This window comes from Leptothoe sp. EHU-05/26/07-4, from assembly GCF_043421015.1.
In the GTDB taxonomy this organism is placed as follows: domain Bacteria; phylum Cyanobacteriota; class Cyanobacteriia; order Phormidesmidales; family Phormidesmidaceae; genus Leptothoe; species Leptothoe turfae.
On the sequence record NZ_JAXSQV010000007.1, the window covers coordinates 1,963,007 to 1,980,854 of the forward strand.

Annotated in this window: 14 protein-coding genes and 1 pseudogene; 8 read left to right on the forward strand and 7 right to left on the reverse strand. The window is 47.5% G+C overall.

Features of this window, described 5'->3' with window-relative positions; translation table 11 throughout:
- Window positions 1-10: 10 nt before the first annotated feature.
- Both ggt and U2F10_RS33110 read right to left on the reverse strand, forming a co-directional pair.
- Window positions 11-1,558: a gamma-glutamyltransferase gene (gene ggt, locus U2F10_RS33105; RefSeq protein ID WP_499874451.1), complete on the reverse strand. Its 1,548-nt coding sequence runs from the start codon at window positions 1,556-1,558 to the stop codon at window positions 11-13.
- Window positions 1,559-2,322: 764 nt separating this feature from the next.
- A pseudogene (locus U2F10_RS33110) lies at window positions 2,323-2,418 on the reverse strand (four helix bundle protein); the annotation flags it as partial.
- 124 nt (window positions 2,419-2,542) lie between these two features.
- On the opposite strand from U2F10_RS33110, the gene U2F10_RS33115 reads away from it, so the two are divergent.
- Together U2F10_RS33115 and U2F10_RS33120 are read left to right on the forward strand one after the other, a co-directional pair.
- On the forward strand, window positions 2,543-2,968 hold the full coding sequence (locus tag U2F10_RS33115) for a hypothetical protein (protein ID WP_499874534.1): 426 nt from the start codon (window positions 2,543-2,545) through the stop codon (window positions 2,966-2,968).
- 454 nt (window positions 2,969-3,422) lie between these two features.
- Window positions 3,423-4,076 carry a hypothetical protein gene (locus tag U2F10_RS33120; protein ID WP_499874452.1) on the forward strand — a complete coding sequence of 218 codons (654 nt, stop codon included), beginning with the start codon at window positions 3,423-3,425 and terminating at the stop codon, window positions 4,074-4,076.
- Between the two features lie 26 nt (window positions 4,077-4,102).
- On the opposite strand, the gene U2F10_RS33125 is transcribed toward U2F10_RS33120, so the two are convergent.
- Window positions 4,103-4,579, reverse strand: a complete 477-nt coding sequence (locus tag U2F10_RS33125) for a hypothetical protein (protein ID WP_163697698.1) — start codon at window positions 4,577-4,579, stop codon at window positions 4,103-4,105.
- 817 nt (window positions 4,580-5,396) lie between these two features.
- Between U2F10_RS33125 and U2F10_RS33130 the strand changes: the two genes are divergently transcribed.
- The 3 genes from U2F10_RS33130 (at window position 5,397) to U2F10_RS33140 (ending at window position 9,912) form a co-directional block, all read left to right on the forward strand.
- The gene (locus tag U2F10_RS33130; protein WP_499061921.1) at window positions 5,397-5,972 is read left to right on the forward strand and encodes a dihydrofolate reductase family protein; all 576 of its coding nucleotides are present in this window, start codon (window positions 5,397-5,399) and stop codon (window positions 5,970-5,972) included.
- Window positions 5,973-6,071: 99 nt separating this feature from the next.
- A complete protein-coding gene (locus U2F10_RS33135) occupies window positions 6,072-6,860 on the forward strand; it encodes a ribosomal protein L7/L12 (RefSeq protein ID WP_490793228.1) in 789 nt (262 codons plus the stop codon).
- 385 nt (window positions 6,861-7,245) lie between these two features.
- The gene (locus U2F10_RS33140) at window positions 7,246-9,912 is read left to right on the forward strand and encodes a hypothetical protein (protein WP_499874454.1); all 2,667 of its coding nucleotides are present in this window, start codon (window positions 7,246-7,248) and stop codon (window positions 9,910-9,912) included.
- Between the two features lie 54 nt (window positions 9,913-9,966).
- On the opposite strand, the gene U2F10_RS33145 is transcribed toward U2F10_RS33140, so the two are convergent.
- Entirely contained in the window at window positions 9,967-10,362 is a 396-nt protein-coding gene (locus U2F10_RS33145; RefSeq protein WP_499874456.1) for a ribosomal maturation YjgA family protein, read from the reverse strand.
- Between the two features lie 259 nt (window positions 10,363-10,621).
- Here U2F10_RS33145 and U2F10_RS33150 point away from each other — a divergent pair, with 259 nt between their 5' ends.
- The 3 genes from U2F10_RS33150 to U2F10_RS33160 are packed head-to-tail and all read left to right on the forward strand — an operon-like array spanning window position 10,622 to window position 12,435.
- Window positions 10,622-11,152 (forward strand): 2'-5' RNA ligase family protein, encoded by a 531-nt coding sequence (locus U2F10_RS33150; RefSeq protein ID WP_499874457.1) that lies wholly within the window; start codon window positions 10,622-10,624, stop codon window positions 11,150-11,152.
- On the forward strand, window positions 11,149-11,967 hold the full coding sequence (locus U2F10_RS33155) for a nucleotidyltransferase family protein (RefSeq protein WP_499874458.1): 819 nt from the start codon (window positions 11,149-11,151) through the stop codon (window positions 11,965-11,967). The genes U2F10_RS33150 and U2F10_RS33155 overlap by 4 nt, the downstream gene beginning before the upstream one ends.
- Before the next feature lie 12 nt (window positions 11,968-11,979).
- Window positions 11,980-12,435, forward strand: a complete 456-nt coding sequence (locus tag U2F10_RS33160) for a YiiD C-terminal domain-containing protein (RefSeq protein ID WP_163671314.1) — start codon at window positions 11,980-11,982, stop codon at window positions 12,433-12,435.
- A gap of 104 nt (window positions 12,436-12,539) precedes the next feature.
- On the opposite strand, the gene U2F10_RS33165 is transcribed toward U2F10_RS33160, so the two are convergent.
- The 3 genes from U2F10_RS33165 to U2F10_RS33175 form a co-directional block, all read right to left on the reverse strand.
- Window positions 12,540-14,768 (reverse strand): NADP-dependent isocitrate dehydrogenase, encoded by a 2,229-nt coding sequence (locus tag U2F10_RS33165; protein ID WP_499874459.1) that lies wholly within the window; start codon window positions 14,766-14,768, stop codon window positions 12,540-12,542.
- Window positions 14,769-14,918: 150 nt separating this feature from the next.
- Window positions 14,919-16,538: a 2-isopropylmalate synthase gene (locus tag U2F10_RS33170; protein WP_163671312.1), complete on the reverse strand. Its 1,620-nt coding sequence runs from the start codon at window positions 16,536-16,538 to the stop codon at window positions 14,919-14,921.
- Window positions 16,539-16,742: 204 nt separating this feature from the next.
- The gene (locus tag U2F10_RS33175; RefSeq protein ID WP_163671311.1) at window positions 16,743-17,729 is read right to left on the reverse strand and encodes an alpha/beta fold hydrolase; all 987 of its coding nucleotides are present in this window, start codon (window positions 17,727-17,729) and stop codon (window positions 16,743-16,745) included.
- Window positions 17,730-17,848: the final 119 nt, after the last annotated feature.

The window sequence follows — 17,848 nt, forward strand, 5'->3', positions numbered from 1 at the left end:
GACCAATAGCCTATTGTGCCACAGCTACGGCTCCACTGCGGCGACTGTCTCCGGCACCGTGCAGCACACCATTTTCATCCAGACCCACGGCATGGACTCCCCCAAAAAACATGTTCTGAGCCTGCCACCAGAGTGGTTTAGCATCGCCAATAATTGGGGTTAGCAGCGCTTGATTAAATCCTGGCTCCAGGTGAAATACATCATTTTCCCAATGGATACGGGGAGCAGCTACGGCGGCTTCTAGGGGCATCTGAAAGTCCACCAGATTGGAAATCACTTGCAGAATAGCGGTGCGGATGCGGTTGGAGCCGCCAGACCCTAACACTAAATAGGGATGTCCGTCGCGCAGCACCATGGTGGGGGCCATCATGGACGACATGCGTTGGTCAGGCGTCCACTGGTGAAAGCCATGGGGATTGAGGTCTTCTTCGCCCAGCATGTTGTTGACCATAATGCCGGTACCCGGCAGTACATAGGAGGAGCCCTCACCATTAGACGTGGTCACACTGGCGGCGTTGCCCTCATCGTCAATCACACTGAGGTGGGTGGTGCTGCCAAGTTTATTGGCAACGGGCGACTGTAGGGATGCGATCGCATCCGCCAATTGCCCCCGATACTGATCCAAATGCCCCGCCGACAAAAACTCTTCCGCCACACAGGACTGATGGAGTCGCGCATCATAGCCATCGCGACGGGCTACATTGGTAAATCGCATCACCTGACTGAGAGACCGCAGGTGCTCAGGGCTACCGTAACCTGCCAACTCACAATCAGCCAGTAGCGCCAATGAACAGGCAATTAGCCCACCCCCAGCACTAGGTGGCGGATTGGTCAGTAACTGAGTGCCATGGTAGTCAAGGCACAATGGCTGACGCTCTATTACCCGGTATCGCTCAAAATCCTCAACCGTCAGATACCCACCTTTAGAGGCCGTCACCTGGGCGGCCATGGCCTGCCAAAAGGCGTCTATACCCTGGTCTACCAAACGCTCCAGGGCATCAGCAAAAGCAGGCATATGCAATATTTCCCCCGCCTTCAATAACTGACCTTGGGGTGCATACATCGCTCGCGCCCCGGGTGTTGCCAGCAAAATAGGCTTAAGCACACCATATACATAGGCCAAAAACCCATTGACCACCACACCCCGACGCGCCAGATAAATGGCTGGGGCAACGACCTTCTCTAAGGGCAATCGGCCCAGGCGCTGATGGACATGCACCAGCCCCTTCAACACCCCTGGCACAGCCATGGCCCCTAAGCCAATGTGAAACTCCTGCACCGTATCGCCAAAATCTGCACAGATAGGATAGAAATCTAGCGGATGCTCCAAAGTTTTATCAGCAGGCGTTTGGGTGAAAAAATCAAAAAGTACATGCTCACCCGCTCCTGTATGGGCCAGTAGAAAGCCACCGCCCGCCAGGGATGTCAGCACCGACTCAGCCACACAGGAGGCCAGCACCCCCGCCACTGCTGCATCAAAAGCATTGCCCCCTTGCTTCAGCATTTCTACAGCAGCCGCTGCCGTCTTCCCATGGCCCGCCGCGACGACTCCACCCATAGAACCTCTCCATTTCCATCGATAGTCAACGTAGCAGAAATGGAACAAGACGCAATCAGCGGGAAGCATATGCCACAAAAGACTGCCGATCGATCAGTGATTTAATCAAAATTCGTGAAGGTTACATATTTTATACAAAAACCTGTTTTACCTGACATGACTGCATCTCTTAACCAGGAGTAAGTTTATGGTTTAACCTCCTGCAAAAACAACCCAAAATCTCACCCAGAGGTAACTCCAGGGCTCCTTAAAGAGAGAAGTATACACTCTCAGGCATTGTTAACTTTGGTCTACAAGCCCCTAACCGGCAACACAATGATCTATATTGTCATTGAAGCGAAATGACATCGCTTCCCTGGCAGATAAAACAGCTAGAGAAAACAACAAAGAGGTAACGCTGTTGCATATTCTGTCTCGTTCAACCCAACACCCAACGGGTCAAGCTGATACATCCTATCGCTGACATTTTGGGAGCCATGCTGAAGTTGTTGAGTAAGATGCTCAAAGGGTAATTACCAACAACAAGACGTATCTCCAAGTCCTAGCGAACGATTAGAAAGGATGTTCCTCAGGAAGACGGTTGGGTGTTGTGCTTTTAAACCCACCTGATCACTGCTGTTGAGTGACAACCCAAAAACTGAGACGCTATGCTGTGGGATCGCACTCTCTACAAGATTTTAATACTGCTTCCAAAATTACATCAGGCATCACGGGTTCCTCTTCTATTAGCCAAGGGCCAGCTTTTATCTCTAATATGGGAAACTCTCTAACCAGTAACCTGTCTCCTCTAGCTCTTGTAAGCCAACCTCCAGTTTGCTGATGTATTCTGCATTGGATCTTGCTCGTAAGGCTTCTCGATTTGGACGGTGGAGGGATGTTTGACAACAATAGTTTGCATTCTCTTAGCAAAAGACAGCTAAAATTATCCACAGTTGCCTGCCTATTGACTTAGGCTTGGTTGCGCCATCTATCGAGGTCACTATGATGAAAAAGAGCATTATATTTCTTGCTACATTTGTGCTGTCTACTGCATTGTTGCCCCACAAAGCTATAGCTGACGAAAAATGGTCTACAGAAGAATATGACGTTATCTATCAAGACGAACGAAATAGAACCGCTATCTGGACCTATGGTGATGGTTTCGGTACTGTTTTTATAGATGGTTTAGCTGGAGTGTATACTGGCCGAGGTTCCTATTCTGGTTACTGGGTGCAAGAGTCTTCTTCCCTACGCTGCGACACCTTTAGAGAAGACGCCAATGGTGAACCCACCTACTATTGGGGTGGATTTGAAATCACATTTATCGATCCAGATTTTCCCTCTCGTTGGGAAGCGATGATTGGACTATGTGACCTTGAGCCAACTATCTCCCTAACGGGGACTCCTATCACTCCACTGTTTGAACCTTAATCTGAGGGCTGAACTATTAACAAACATTCTTGTTATGGAGAGTTGAATCGCCAATAATTAGTTAAGGGTAGGCCAAGGATATGTAAGCAAAGAGCGATTTTGCCTAGACTGCTCGTGATATAGAACTTCCTTGTGAGCAATTAAGCGTTACAGTACTAAAAGTGGATGCACTATCAACTTATTAGGCTGTTTTACGGGTATATTTATATCACGGGGCGCACGCCGATGGTGCACAAGATTTTTGTGATTGCTGAGTTAGGGGATGAGTCGGTTAGATCCATTGCTATTTGACGGTATCTCACATTTAAAGTTATCCCGAGCGTCAGCAATGCTGATGTTTGAAGCAATTCCGAACGTAAAGCGGCAATCACATCGTATCTTCATAGACTTAATCCTGTGCTTGCTGCGTTCTTTTGAATGCTTAAGCAAGTAGTGTTCTTCCAGCTCTTCTACTATGAAAGCCTCGACTGTTTTTGTTTCATTATTAGCGTTAGCTGGTACTGCTGCTGCCGAAAGTGCTGATGCTGCGGTTTTAGACGTAGAGATTCCAAATAATCTGAGAGAAGCTATCTGTCATCGAGACTGGTATGAGGCCATAGAATTATCGAGTACGTTAATTGCGTCTGCAACAATTACCCCTGATGAACGTCAGACACTTGTAGAATTAAGACGCAATTTGTATGGCCACCTTAAAGATGGGGCTAAACCTGAGGAAACGGTTAGCTGTAAAGGTATTGTCAAACGCCCTTCCATTGCAACACAGACTCCACTCTATGAAGGGGCTACTCCACGATTTTCCAATCGTAATCGGTCTAGTGTCTCCGTAGGAACGACATCGGTGAAGGCTTTGTATGGCACTACTCTTTCCAGTTTGTGGACAGTGGGTACTCGGGTGGACGGCAACAGTATTAGAGGAACTGTCTTGAATAATGGACTGACAGCTGCTAAGAATGTCACCTTAACTATCCGTTCTCAACAAGACGATCAATCAGAGACTATTAAAACCGTTGCTATCGATACAGTTAGCCCATGGAGTGAAACTGATTTTGTCGCTACATTTAACCATTCACCAGGAAACTGGATGATTGAAAGTATTGAAATTAACTAGCGCACTGACTTAGAACGCAAAATCAATTAACTTTCAATAGTGTGACAAAAGTTGGTAAATTCTTTTCTCGCCTGCTCTGCCACATTTTGGGGTTCCCAGTCTGTTTTCAGCAAGGGTTCACCACAGTGTCCCCATACTAGTCCGGCCCAAGCGCCAAAGCCGCCGTTAGGGTCTTTGCTGCGCACTTCGTGTCGAGCGTCGATATCTAAGACAATCATGGTGCCCTGCTGCTGTGGGGGAAACGTTTGGCTAGTCCCGCGAACAATGTAACTATTGCCAGGGTTATGCAGCATTAATATTGGCCGATACCCGGCAATGCCATCACTGTGGGATGGAACAGCGACCCCTTCTAGTAAGCGAAAATTTTGGAAGTTCTTAATCTCATAAAGATGCGTAAATCCGCATCTAAAGGGTTGATATGGCATGGCTGTGATACTTTTGAGATAGCTCAATAGCTGCTCACAAGCTAACGGTAGTTGAAGATTCTCTATATGTACAATCATAAGTGATGACCTGCTAACCCCCTGCTAGCAGATGAGTTTGCTAACGCGGTTGACCCCATCGTTGTTTGTTTGTTTTGGTGTTAGGGCATGTCAAGGACGAAGACTTTATAGGCATGTCCTGGAGATATTCTGGGTGAGTTTAGCGTAAAAACATGAGGGCATGTTTCGGAACGCAACGCCTCAGTAATTTTTGTGAACCCGTAAGATGCTTCGGTGTGTTCTGTAGTGGAAGCTGAAAAGCTATGGCTTGTTGTATTTTAAATTGCCTTGTTTGTCGATCTACAACTACTTTTTCTTTTAAAACCCCCCAATACTTATACCGCAAAGCAGAATTTTAATTCTCTTTGTAGACTCTACTTTTTTGGAAGCACAGAAGTATTTGAGCGATGCTAAGGCATTAGATAGCTTGACAGAGAATAATCTTTAAAGAAGATTGTACTTGTGCTATTTTATGCAGGGGCTATACGCATCGGTAATATAGACTGTGGCTAGTGTTTATAATGTGCACTATAGAGACTGTCATATCTCATATTCAATTTTTAGGGCTATCTAAAAGTTCCCCTATCTTTAGGGGAGTAACTTTAAGAAAATTACTAAAGTTGAAGTATTTTTTTTGTGGAAATCACTATGTTTGAGAGATTATGAAGATTGAATCAGTGATTTTGCGGAATCGCCTTGTTATAGGGCGATTCACTAATACGGATACTTCCATGTTTTAGGCCATGGTGATGCGATTAAAGGAGGTGCATTGACTAAGCTGCACATTGTGCAGCTCACATTAGCTCAATTGACGTGCATCTAATAGGAGGAACGCATAATGCGAGAACTAACTTACTACGTAGCCTGTAGCCTGGATGGTTTTATTGCCCACAGAGATGGTTCCCACGATGGCTTTTCCCAGGATTCTGAATATCTTACGGAAGTATTTACCTCCTTCCCCGAAACTGTGCCCTCTCATTTGCGTGATGTTATGGGTGTGCATGCTGAAAATAAATGGTTTGATGTTGTTTTGATGGGACGCAAAACCTATGAAATTGGTTTGCAGGAAGGTGTGCTCAGTCCTTATTCTCATCTGAAACAATATCTGTTCTCTCGTAGTATGCACGCGAGTCCCCATACAGATGTTGTTCTTGTTTCAGAGGATATTGCTGACACCGTTAGGCAATTAAAACAAGAAGAGGGTAAAGGGATCTGGCTATGTGGTGGGGGTGTTTTAGCGACAGCACTTTTGTCTGAGAAGCTGATTGATAAGTTGATTTTGAAGGTAAACCCATTTTTGATGGGGGACGGTATTCCACTATTTTCTGGAGTAATTAATCAAACAGCTTTGCAACTCATTGACAGGGAAATTTATAACAATGGTGTGCTGATGCTTCACTATCAGGTGGGCTGATAGAGTTATACGTAGCCTGTGTGTTAATAGTGGGACTTAAAATAGCCCGTGGATATAGGCTATATGTGTGTTGTTGAGGCCTTTGAAGGAGAGAGTGTTATGTCACTGATGTATATTGCGATCGCACTACTCTTTATCCTAATCATCATTTGGCTAGCACTACAGCCCAAACAGGGGACCAAAGCCTCGAATGCCCCTGAGCCCATTGATGACTCTACCTATCAGTTACCCAAACCCCAAGACCCATCTGGTAACCCAGCAACACCATTATCTCGTCCATCGCCAGCTACTCCACAGCTGCGTCAAGTATCCTATGAAGTACCCTCTGAACTAACATCGTTGGATACACAATCAGTTGAAACAAAGGCTGTTGATAGTTCTAACGTCGAAGATCGCATAAGAACGCTTATGCAACAGAATCGTAAACTTGATGCCATTAAGCTCATTCGGTCTACAACAGGATGGGGATTAAAACAATCTAAAGATTATTTAGATGCTTTTCCTTATTTGGCCCCCTTACCTATCACCGAGGGCATGGGTAACGGCAATCCTACACCCCCTATAGAATCCTTCGATATAGACCACCATGATATTAATGACCGTGTGCGGCTGTTTATGCAGCGAGGGCGCAAGATTGATGCCATTAAGCTGGTAAGAACTGTAACAAACTGGAGTCTCAAAGAGGCGAAAAACTATATCGATCACTACCCTGATGTTGCTCCTCTGCCGATTACCGAACGTGGGCCTGTCAAACAACACCTCAAGCAACTACTAGCTGACAGAAGACACATGGATGCCATCCACTTAGTCCAACGTCGAACGGGCATGGTGGTGACGGAAGCCAAGGACTATCTTGAGCAAACGTTTGACTGTGATTTTCCTTTTTGAGGTGAATCAAGTGGCTTTGCCAGCTGATATCGCCATGGCCCCAAAAGGAGGTATGTCCATAACACTTGTCTCCCAATGCTGATAAGGATCTAGACGTTAGACCGTAATGCAGTGTGAATAGCTTTACATCCCTGTGAATGATATCTATTTACAGGGGATAAGGACATTTTGATGGTGTGTAATACACGGGCTTTTTGTGGAGTTCTTTTTTGTCTTAGAGCTGTTGCATATTGCTGTTCCGGGGCAAATTGGCTCAAAACCAAGCAGAAGTCAGACAATTAGACCTTTGTATTATGTGCAATTGCTTCCATCAAAATAAATGATTACTCTATACCAGATATTACCTCTAACGAGGTTTTAGGGTGCACATTAACAAAGAGCAAGGATGGCTAACTTGAATAACGATGACTTTGCTAATCGGATCGCATTGAATGGTTTTAATTTAAGTACCAATGGTCTGAATATTGATTTCACTGGCGAAGTTGATGAGCTTGATCATGCTAACGTGTCAGGGTTGCTCAACTCAGCTTGGTGGACTTGGACAGCCCCTGAAAGTGGCGAGGTTATTATCAATACCTTTGGCAGCAACTATGATACGACCTTAGCTGTCTACACTGGCAATACACTCAGCACGTTGAATACCGTGGCTAGCAACGACGATATCTTTGGTTCACGCCAGAGTGCAGTGAGATTCAATGTTGTTGCTGGGACAACCTATCAAATAGCGGTTGATGGTTTTGCTGGTGCCACAGGCAATATTGACCTCAATCTGGATCTGTTGCCCAATAACGATAATTTTATTAATCGTATTCCCTTAAGAGGATTGAGGACCAGAGCCCTAGGCACTAACATTGGATTTACAAGTGAGCTTGCAGAAGCTAACCATGCAGATGTGTCCGGTGTGCTAAATTCGGCCTGGTGGACATGGATAGCTCCGGCTACAGGACGAGTCACCATCGATACGTTGGGGAGTAACTTTGATACGACTCTGGCCGTCTATACAGGTAATCGGCTAAATGACTTGAGCGAAGTGGCTAGTAATGACGATATCCCTGGTTCACGCCAGAGTGCTGTTACCTTTGATGTTGTTGCCGGGATCAGTTATCAAATAGCGGTTGATGGTTTTGCCAGTACTACAGGCAATATTGAACTCAATCTAGACCTAGTGCCCAACAATGATAACTTTGCCCATCGCATTGCCCTCAATGGGGTAGAACTTGACGCTAAAGGCTCGAATGTTGGCTTTACTGGGGAGTTTCAAGAACCTGATCATGCAGAGGCCTCTGGGACACTTAATTCAGCCTGGTGGACTTGGTTAGCACCTGACAATGGTGAGGTCACCATAGATACGTTTGGCAGTGAATTTAATACAAGTTTGGCTGTTTACACAGGCAACAGTTTAAGTAACCTCACTGAAGTGACCAGTAATGACGATGCTGGCTCACCCCAGAGCGCAGTAACCTTTGAGGTGGTGGCAGGCACCTCCTATCAGATAGCGGTTGATGGTGTTGATGATACTACGGGTAATATTGCCCTTAACCTGTCATTTGATCAAGAAGATGAACCCCCTATTCCCCAGTCCAATGATGCTTTTGCCAATCGCACTGTTCTAACGGGAACAGAAATTGAGACTGAAGGCTCAAACGTTGACTTTACCGGCGAACAAGACGAGCCTGATCATGCCAATACCTCGGGTGTGCTCAATTCTGCCTGGTGGAGCTGGACCGCACCAGACAGTGGTGAAGTCACCATAGATACGTTTGGCAGTGACTTTGATACGAGCTTGGCTGTTTACACGGGCGATACCCTTGGTGGTTTAAGCGACGTTGCTAGCAATAATGACGCTGGCACGTCTGCGCAGAGTTCTGTTACCTTCAATGTAATCGAAGGGACCACCTATCAAATCGCAGTGGATGGTGTTGCCGGAGCTACTGGCGATATTAACCTCAACCTGACCCTTGATGGAGATACAGATCAGGCCCCTACGCCCGAAACGGTTGATTTAATTCTTGATTTTAACGGTGGCTTAGTAGGCGCAAATCAGGGCTATGATATTCCCCCTGGCAACATTGGTGGATTTAACTTCTCCAGCTTTACTGCTTTAGATCGAGGAGACGGTACAGCAGGTAATACAACTGAACAAATTCTCCAGATTGTTGCAGGTGTACGGGAGGACTTTGCCGATTTTAATGTGCGGGTGATTTGGGATGATCGAGGTGTGGATTCTCCCTTTTTTGATAACCAAGATACGGTTGTCATGGTTGTTGGTGATGCCCCCACTGCAGTTGGTCTTAGAAATAGTGTTTTGGGAATAGCTGCCAATGTTGATGTGCCTGAGTTTACAGGGGGAGCTCCACTGCAATCTCAACGCGATTTAGCGCTTACATTTCTCCCTCCCCACGTCAATATTGGCCCCAATACGTTTAACGAAATCCGCGAGTTAATCGATACCACCAGCCACGAAGCAGGGCACACGTTTGGTCTATCTCACTCGATTGAACAAGATAGTGAAAATCGCCAGATTGTCACCACAGCAGGTCAAAACCCACAGCTAGACAGTCGTTTTTCTCCTGAGGTTATTTTGCATGGGGCACCTGAAACTGGGGTTGCTTATGCGGAGACCGACCGGCTGAATCAAGCCGTTGGTCCAGCTGCAACACTACCTGGCGATACTCAATCTAGCCAAACCTTACCACTGGATCCAAGAACTCCGTTTGTTGGGATAATTAACCCGGCAGACGAAGTGACTGCTGGTGGCACCATTGACTTTTTAGGTGATCGTGATGCTTTCCGGTTCTCAACGGGGCTGGCTGGGGAGTACACCATTGAGCAGGTGGCAACAGCGGCCTCGTCGCTTAGTCCGGTGCTTACCCTTTGGGATGCTGTAGGTGATTTTGTGGCACTTGGTAGTGGCACCAATGGCAGCACCATTACATTTACCGCCAATGCTAATGAGACATATTACGCAATTGCCGGTAGTGATGTAGATCGTTTAACCAGTGGTGTAGCACCTGTGGGTGAAATCGGGGGATATTCCTTAGTATTCGGCTAGTCTTGACAGATTACTGGTTTCAAAACTCCACATTCAAAATTGCTATCACTTAATTTAAGTACTGCTGGGAGATTCTTTTCTGAGGCTAGGGCCGATGAATCTCTCAGATACTAAAACCATGATAATGCCAAGACTATAGGCAATAAAATCTTCCCAGCTAAACGATGTACCAATTATGGTTCTAGCGAGGCGAGAAGACCCGAGACCAAGTACGTCCACAATGTTGAAATGTTGTAGAATCTCAACTAAAAACGCAAATAATAAAACACCCATGGCGGTGAGATTTATTGAGTATTTAAAGAATGCTCGCACAAATGCATAAATCAAGATGACAACAAGGAGATCTCCCATATATGGACGAATAAAGTCATCTTTAACAAAAATGCCGATATAAATCTCTGTAATCAATAAAAGGGCAAACCAGTAAAAGTAGTAAAGGTTAAATCTCATGTCTTCATTTGCTTAGAATGCGCGTGAGGCTAAAACTCACAGTATGACTACGATGAAGGTCTGGAGGATTCCCGAAGTGTCAAGGGGCTCTGGCAACTACTTTTATGAGCTTTTCGTAAATTTTTGATGTGTTCTTTATCGCTGCTTAGCCGAGTGCTGTACGTTTAATTGCGATCGCAATCACTGTTTCGCTGAGCCCTGTACGTTTACTTGAGGATCGCACAGCCACAATGCGATCGCTCCTATGAATCCCTGAGCCATGGCAGTATCGTACTATTCCTTTTGGTTAGTCCCCCAAGAACCAGATTTAACCTATTTTCAAGACCTGATTAATGGTTTGGCAGAACGTTTCAAGACCGAACCCTTTTATCCCCATGTGACCCTGTACAGTGGTTCTCTACCCGCCTCTCTAGCCGTGACAGCCGTGGTTAAAGGGCTGTCATTAACACAACCGATAGAGCTAGAGGTCATCACTCTCAACCACGAAACCCACTTTTCCAAAACCCTCTATGTTCAGTTAAAGCAGACAGTTGATTTCACGCAGTTGGTGAGAGATCTGGTTACAGCCATTCCCGATGCTCCACAGCCTAGGCTAGATCCCCATCTCAGCCTGCTGTATCACCGCCTTGATGCGGTTACCCAACAAACGCTGACAGAAACGATCACCCTGCCGCGCTCCACCATTCAGTTTGATCAAATCCAGGTAATTGCTGCGCCCCAGAACTTTGAGACGCAATCTCACGTCGCAAGTTTACGCTGTGTCCATAGCAAATTGCTGACTCTATCATGACTGCACATTCCCCCAGAATCATTGGTTTGCTCCCCGCTGCTGGCCAGGGTAGCCGCATTAGTCCATTATCCATGAGCAAAGAACTATTCCCCATTGGCTTTCAAAGCCTTGCTGAAAAAGGGCTACGGCCTAAGGTGGTCTGTCAATATTTGCTGGAGGCCATGGGTAAAGGCGGAGTGCAAGAGTCCTTTTTGATTTTGCGACCTGGTAAGTGGGATATTCCCAATTATTTCGGTGATGGCTCCCAACTCAAGATGCGATTGGCCTATTTGACGGTGCATGTGCCCTTTGGGGTGCCCTTTAGCCTCAACCAGGCCTATCCTTTTGTGAAAGATGCCATTGTTGCCATGGGGTTTCCCGATATCTTGTTTAGCCCAGCTGATGCCTATGCCCAGCTCATAGCTCGGTTACAAACGACCCAAGCCGATGTGGTGTTAGGTCTGTTCCCCACGGATCAGCCTGACAAGGTGGGGCTGGTTGAGTTTGATCAAGATGGTATCGTCTCTGGCATCTATGAAAAGTCGAACCTCACCCATCTGCCCTATATGTGGGCCATTGCTGTGTGGCGGCCTAGCTTTACGGAGTTTCTCCACCAGTTTGTTGAGACGAAACGTCAGGCGCTGATTGGCGATCAGTCTCCGATGCTGCTCAAAGAGATGCCAGACTATGCTGAAACGCCAATTGGGGATGTGATTGTGAGTGCGATCGCAAATAACCTACGGGTAGAGGCTGTTCCTTTTGAAACTGGCCATTACCTCGATATTGGTACCCCCGAAAATCTGATCAATGCCGTATACCATTACGGCAAGCCCTAAACCTCAGATAATATGGCCATTGATTGCATCACCATAGAACAGTACCTTCACGAACACATTCCCATGTCTAAAGCGATGGCGGTAGCTGTTGCCTCCATCAATGACAGCGGTGTTCTGCTATCGGCACCCTTAGCGCCCAATATCAATCACCGTAATACGGTATTTGGTGGCAGTATTTCGACCTTAGCAATTCTTTCTGCCTGGACGTTTGTCCATGTGCAGTTGAAGACATTGAATATACCCAGCCGTATTGTTATTCAAAGCAATAGCCTGGAATATACAAATCCTGCTACAGGAGATGTTCAGGCCCGTTGTTTCGCACCTGATTCTAATGTCTGGCAGTGCTTTATCAATACACTGACTAAACGTGGAAAAGGGCGCATAAGCCTCTCCTCTGAAGTTTATTCAAATGGTCTACTCGTCGGCCAATTTCACGGTAAATATGTGGCTCTAAAATCAAACGATTGAGCCTCAACATATATGTTGTGCCTGGATGTTTTACCTGGTGAAACAGATTAGATTGGTCCCGTAAAGGGCTAGCACCAGGCACAGCCCCTACATCAGGTACTCTGCTAAACTGTTGTCAAGGCTGCATTTAGCGTCTGACTAGGGCGCATGGCCTGGCTAGTTTTCTCTGCATCTGCCAGATAGTAACCGCCAATATCCATGGATGCCCCTTGAGCGGCATTGAGTTCACCAACAATTTTGTCTTCGTTTTCCCTCAGGTGCTGCGCTAGCTTGGCAAATTTAGCTTTGAGCTCTAAATTTTTCTCTTGTTCAGCCAAAGCCTGGGCCCAGTACATGGCCAGGTAAAAATGACTGCCGCGATTATCTAACTCATGGACTTTACGGGAAGGTGTCTTAGCATTTTGCAAATATTGGCTATTGGCTTTGTTCAGGGTTTCAGCCAAGATCAAGGCGTTTTCATTATTGGTTTTATGCCCCACATCCTCCAGGGTCACCGCCAAGGCTAGAAATTCCCCCAGTGAGTCCCACCGCAAATGCCCTTCACTAATAAACTGTTGTACATGCTTGGGGGCAGAACCACCCGCCCCCGTCTCAAACAAACCACCGCCTGCTAACAATGGCACAATGGAGAGCATTTTTGCGCTGGTACCCAGCTCAAGAATTGGGAAGAGATCGGTTAGATAATCACGCAGGACGTTTCCGGTGACTGAGATAACATTTTTGCCAATCTTGATCTGCTCACAGGTGAAACGCATGGCGTCCGCAGGTGGCAAAATCTTGATGTCCAGACCTGTGGTGTCGTGGTTGGGGAGATACTGTTTCACCTTTTTAAGGATATTTGCATCATGGGTACGATGTTCGTCTAGCCAGAAGACGGTAGGTGCACCGGTTGCTCTGGCACGACTAACGGCAAGTTTTACCCAGTCCTGAATGGGAATATCTTTGGTTTGGCACATGCGCCAGATATCACCCTTTTCGACGCCATGCTCCATCAGCGTTTGCCCATCGGCACTTACCACGCGCACGGTACCATTGGCAGGAATCTCAAAGGTTTTGTCGTGGGAACCATATTCTTCAGCTTTCTGCGCCATCAGACCCACATTGGCGACATTACCCATGGTAGTTACATCAAAGGCTCCATTTTCTTGGCAGAAGCTAATGCACTCCTGGTACATGGTGGCATAGCACCGATCGGGGATGATGGCCTTAGTATCATGAAGCTGGCCATCCGTCCCCCACATTTGGCCAGAGGAACGAATGGCAGCTGCCATAGATGCATCAATGATCACGTCGCTGGGCACATGGAGATTGGTAATGCCCTGATCGGAGTTGACCATGGCGAGATCAGGCCGCTTGCCATAGGTTGCCTGTAAATCGGCTTCAATGGCAGCACGTTGATCATCGGGCAATGTTTTAATCTTGGCGTATACATCACCCAGGCCATTGTTGGGGTTGACACCCAGTTGGGCAAAGGTGTCAGCATACTTTTCAAATACGTCTTTAAAGTAAACGGTGACAGCATGGCCAAACAAAATGGGGTCAGAGACTTTCATCATGGTTGCTTTCACATGGAGAGAAAGCAGAATGTTCTCTTTTTGAGCACTATCAATCTCTTTTTCATAAAAAGCCCGCAGCGCTTTAACGCTCATCACAGCTGCGTCAATCACCTCCCCTGACAGGACAGTCATTTTCTCTTTTAAGACTGTGATGTCACCATCTTCAGTAACTAGCTCAATGCTGATGCTGTCGGCATCTTGAATGACAACGGATTTCTCACTGCCATAAAAATCTTCACTGTCCATGTGGGCCACATGGGATTTAGAATCCAATGCCCATGCGCCAACTCGGTGAGGATTTTTCTGGGCATATTGTTTCACGGCTGCTGCCACCCGGCGGTCTGAGTTGCCTTCCCGCAAAACAGGGTTCACCGCGCTGCCTAACACTTTGGCATAGCGAGATTTAATCTCAGCTTCGGCCTCATTTTTGGGCTCGGCAGGATAGTCGGGAACGTTATATCCCTTGTCTTGTAGTTCCTTAATGGCTGCCGTTAGCTGTGGGATAGAAGCACTGATATTAGGTAGCTTGATAATATTGGCTTCCGGTGTTTTGGCCAGGGCACCCAGTTCAGTCAGGGCATCGGGTAACCGTTGGGCTTCTGTCAAGGTTTCTGGAAAATTGGCAATGATCCGCCCCGCCAGAGAAATGTCACTGGTTTCTACAAGGACGTTGGCGGCTTGGGTAAAGGCTTGGATGATGGGTAGTAGGGAATAGGTGGCCAGTGCCGGGGCTTCATCAGTCAGGGTGTAAATAATTTTTGCTGTGGGGTGGCTCATGTTCTTCCTACTACCTGCGTGGGTTTGGGGTTGTCGCCACGTTAATTACATCAACGCACGGCAACTCCAAGGCTCTATTTTGGCATTGAGAGTAATCTCAGCCAAGGGAGAGCCTAAGGTAATTTAGGATTTGTGTGATGTAATACTGACCTAAACGCCAGTGCCAGCGGGTACGGCCATCCGTTGTGGATGCAGAGACTCACCGACTTGAGTGGCGCTGTACAGACGGTTTAAGGCCTGCATGTAGGCGTCGGCTGAGGCCACCACAATGTCCGTATTCGCTGCATGACCCGAGTAGATGTGCTGGTTATGGCGCAGCCGAATGGTCACTTCACCCATGGCGTCAATGCCGGCGGTCACTGACTGGACGGAGTATTCGATCAGGTCGTTGGGAATATCAACCACCCGATTGATGGCTTTGTACACGGCATCGACGGGACCCGTGCCGATGGCGGCATCCATTAATTCTTCGCCATTGGGGGTGAGGATAGTGACTGTGGCGGTGGGTCGAGCGCTGCTACCACAGGAAACCTGGACAAGTTCAAGTTTGAAGTGTTCAACCACCTGTTGGGTTTCGTCATTGACGATGGCTTCCAGGTCGCGATCGCTAATTTCCTTTTTCTTATCCGCCAGCTCCTTAAACCGCAAAAATGCCTTGTTTAAATCCTGGTCCGATAGCTCATAGCCCAGTTCCTGCAGGCGGGTGCGGAACGCATTACGGCCTGAGTGCTTACCTAGCACGATCAGATTATCGTTGAGACCGATGGTTTGGGCGTCCATGATCTCATAGGTGAGCTTATTCTTCAGAACGCCGTCCTGGTGAATGCCGGACTCATGGGCAAAGGCATTGGCCCCGACAATGGCCTTATTAGGCTGCACTAGCATGCCAGTAACGCTGGAGATCAACCGGGAGGTCTTGTAAATTTCCTGGGTGTTGATATGGGTCAGGGGCGCTTCTGAGTCAGCGGGACGACCAAAGAAAGGATTAAAGTACTGCCGACGCACATGCATGGCCATCACTAGCTCTTCGAGGGCGGCGTTACCCGCCCGCTCACCGATGCCGTTAATGGTGCACTCTAGCTGGCGCGCGCCGTTTTTGACGGCTTCTAAAAAGTTGGCCACAGCCAAACCCAGATCGTTGTGGCCGTGCACAGAAATAACCGCCTGGTCCACGTTGGGTACGTTTTCGGCAATGCCTTTGATTAAGCCGCCAAACTCACTGGGGGTGAGGTAGCCAACGGTGTCAGGAATGTTGATGGTGGTGGCTCCGGCTGCGATCGCAACCTCCAACACCTGGTACAAAAATTCTGGCTCTGAGCGACCCGCATCCTCTGGCGAAAACTCCACATCGTCCGTAAAGCCCTTGGCAAAGCGCACCATCTCATCGGTGATGGCTAGCACCTCATCCCGCGATTTCTTGAGCTTATATTTCATGTGGATATCGGACGTGGCAATAAAGGTATGGATACGACCTTTATTGGCAGGCTCAATTGCCCGAGCAGCGGCTTCGATATCCTGTTTAGTCGCCCGAGCTAAGCCACAGATAGTTGGTCCATCAACGGTTCCCACTTCCTGGGCAATGCGCTGCACCGCCTCAAAATCACCAGGACTTGCGTAGGGAAACCCTGCCTCAATGATGTCTACACCGAGCCGAGCCAGCTGACGCGCCACCGCTAGCTTTTCTTCGACATTCATGGTCGCGCCAGGAGATTGCTCCCCATCCCGTAGGGTAGTGTCAAAAATTAAGACTCGATCAGGCTGTGTACTCATTGCAGGTTACCGCTATGTAGAGGCTTACTATATATAGCTTTGGCTAGCTATGACCTAGCGCCTTTACCCCGATACTGAAGTAAAGGCTAACGAACTATTACCAGCCACGTTTTATTGTAATCGCTAACCCATAGTTATTTCGCCTTAGCAAGCTTTGGGGACTAGGGAGTGGAGAATTACAAACCTTCAAAAAATAGAAAAATTCTAGCTTTGACGCTCCCTCTGCAACTTGAGCAACATCCGATCAATAGCTTCAATCATGGCCTCAGGCTGATCAACCCAAACAAAGTGACTACTACTCTGGGCGGGCAAGCTGAGGCTTTGGGTTGAAAGTCTCATGAGATTGTGATGCATCTGGGTCCAGAGATGATCCGCAGTTTCCAGGGGCAAGGGTTTGACGAGTGGTGCTGGCGTAAAGAAGTGGCTGGCCTTGATATTAATGACGGGTAAGGACCCCAAATTTCCTGTTTTACGTAGCTGTTCATGGCTAGCATTGAGGCTGATCATTTCGCGGGCCATGGTAAACCAATGTTTGGGGCGTACAAAGGAACGTAGAACAGGGGCTAATTGCTCCTGACTGTACTGTCTGAGGCGAGGGCTAATCACCTGGAACAGTCCCAACTGCTGCATAATTCGAATAAATCCCAGGGCGGACCCTACCACCGACATCAAAAAGCCCGCCGTAAAAACAGCTTTCATCAGCTTTAGGCTGCCAGGTAGTCTGGCCATGCCGTCTTCATGGAGACCATCGGTCAAAATCAATCCGGCCACATTGTCGGGGTAAGTATGGGCATAAAGACGCATGGTGTAGCTAGCCAACGAGTCCCCAACCAGCACATAGGGGGGACGAATATCCGCTTGGCGCATTAAGGCTTCAAATTCCTGCATCATTTCGTTGCTGTTGCGTGGATTGGGGCTGTTAGAACTCCAGCCATAACCGGCGCGGTCATAAATGCAGACATCAGCAAATTCAGCAATTTCGTCAATTAGCAGATAACCTTCCACCCCCCCCAGACTGTGATCCAAAATTACCGTCGGTTGATGAGGCCGTGGTCGTCCCCGACGATACAGGTGGAGCTGGCAATCTCCAATGTCATAAACCTTTCCTGGCGGCGGCGTTTGAGCTTCTTGGCGACAACACCAGATATGGTACGCCGTTGTGCAAATGAGGATGAGGTTACGTAGCCACATAGGTTAGAAGGGGAGCAGGGGAGAGTTGTTTGTTATTGGTTATTGGTTATTCGTTGGGAACCTTGGGTGCGAGTCGTCTTTCAGTGCGTACTAGATAGTTCAACGAACCAATAACTGGG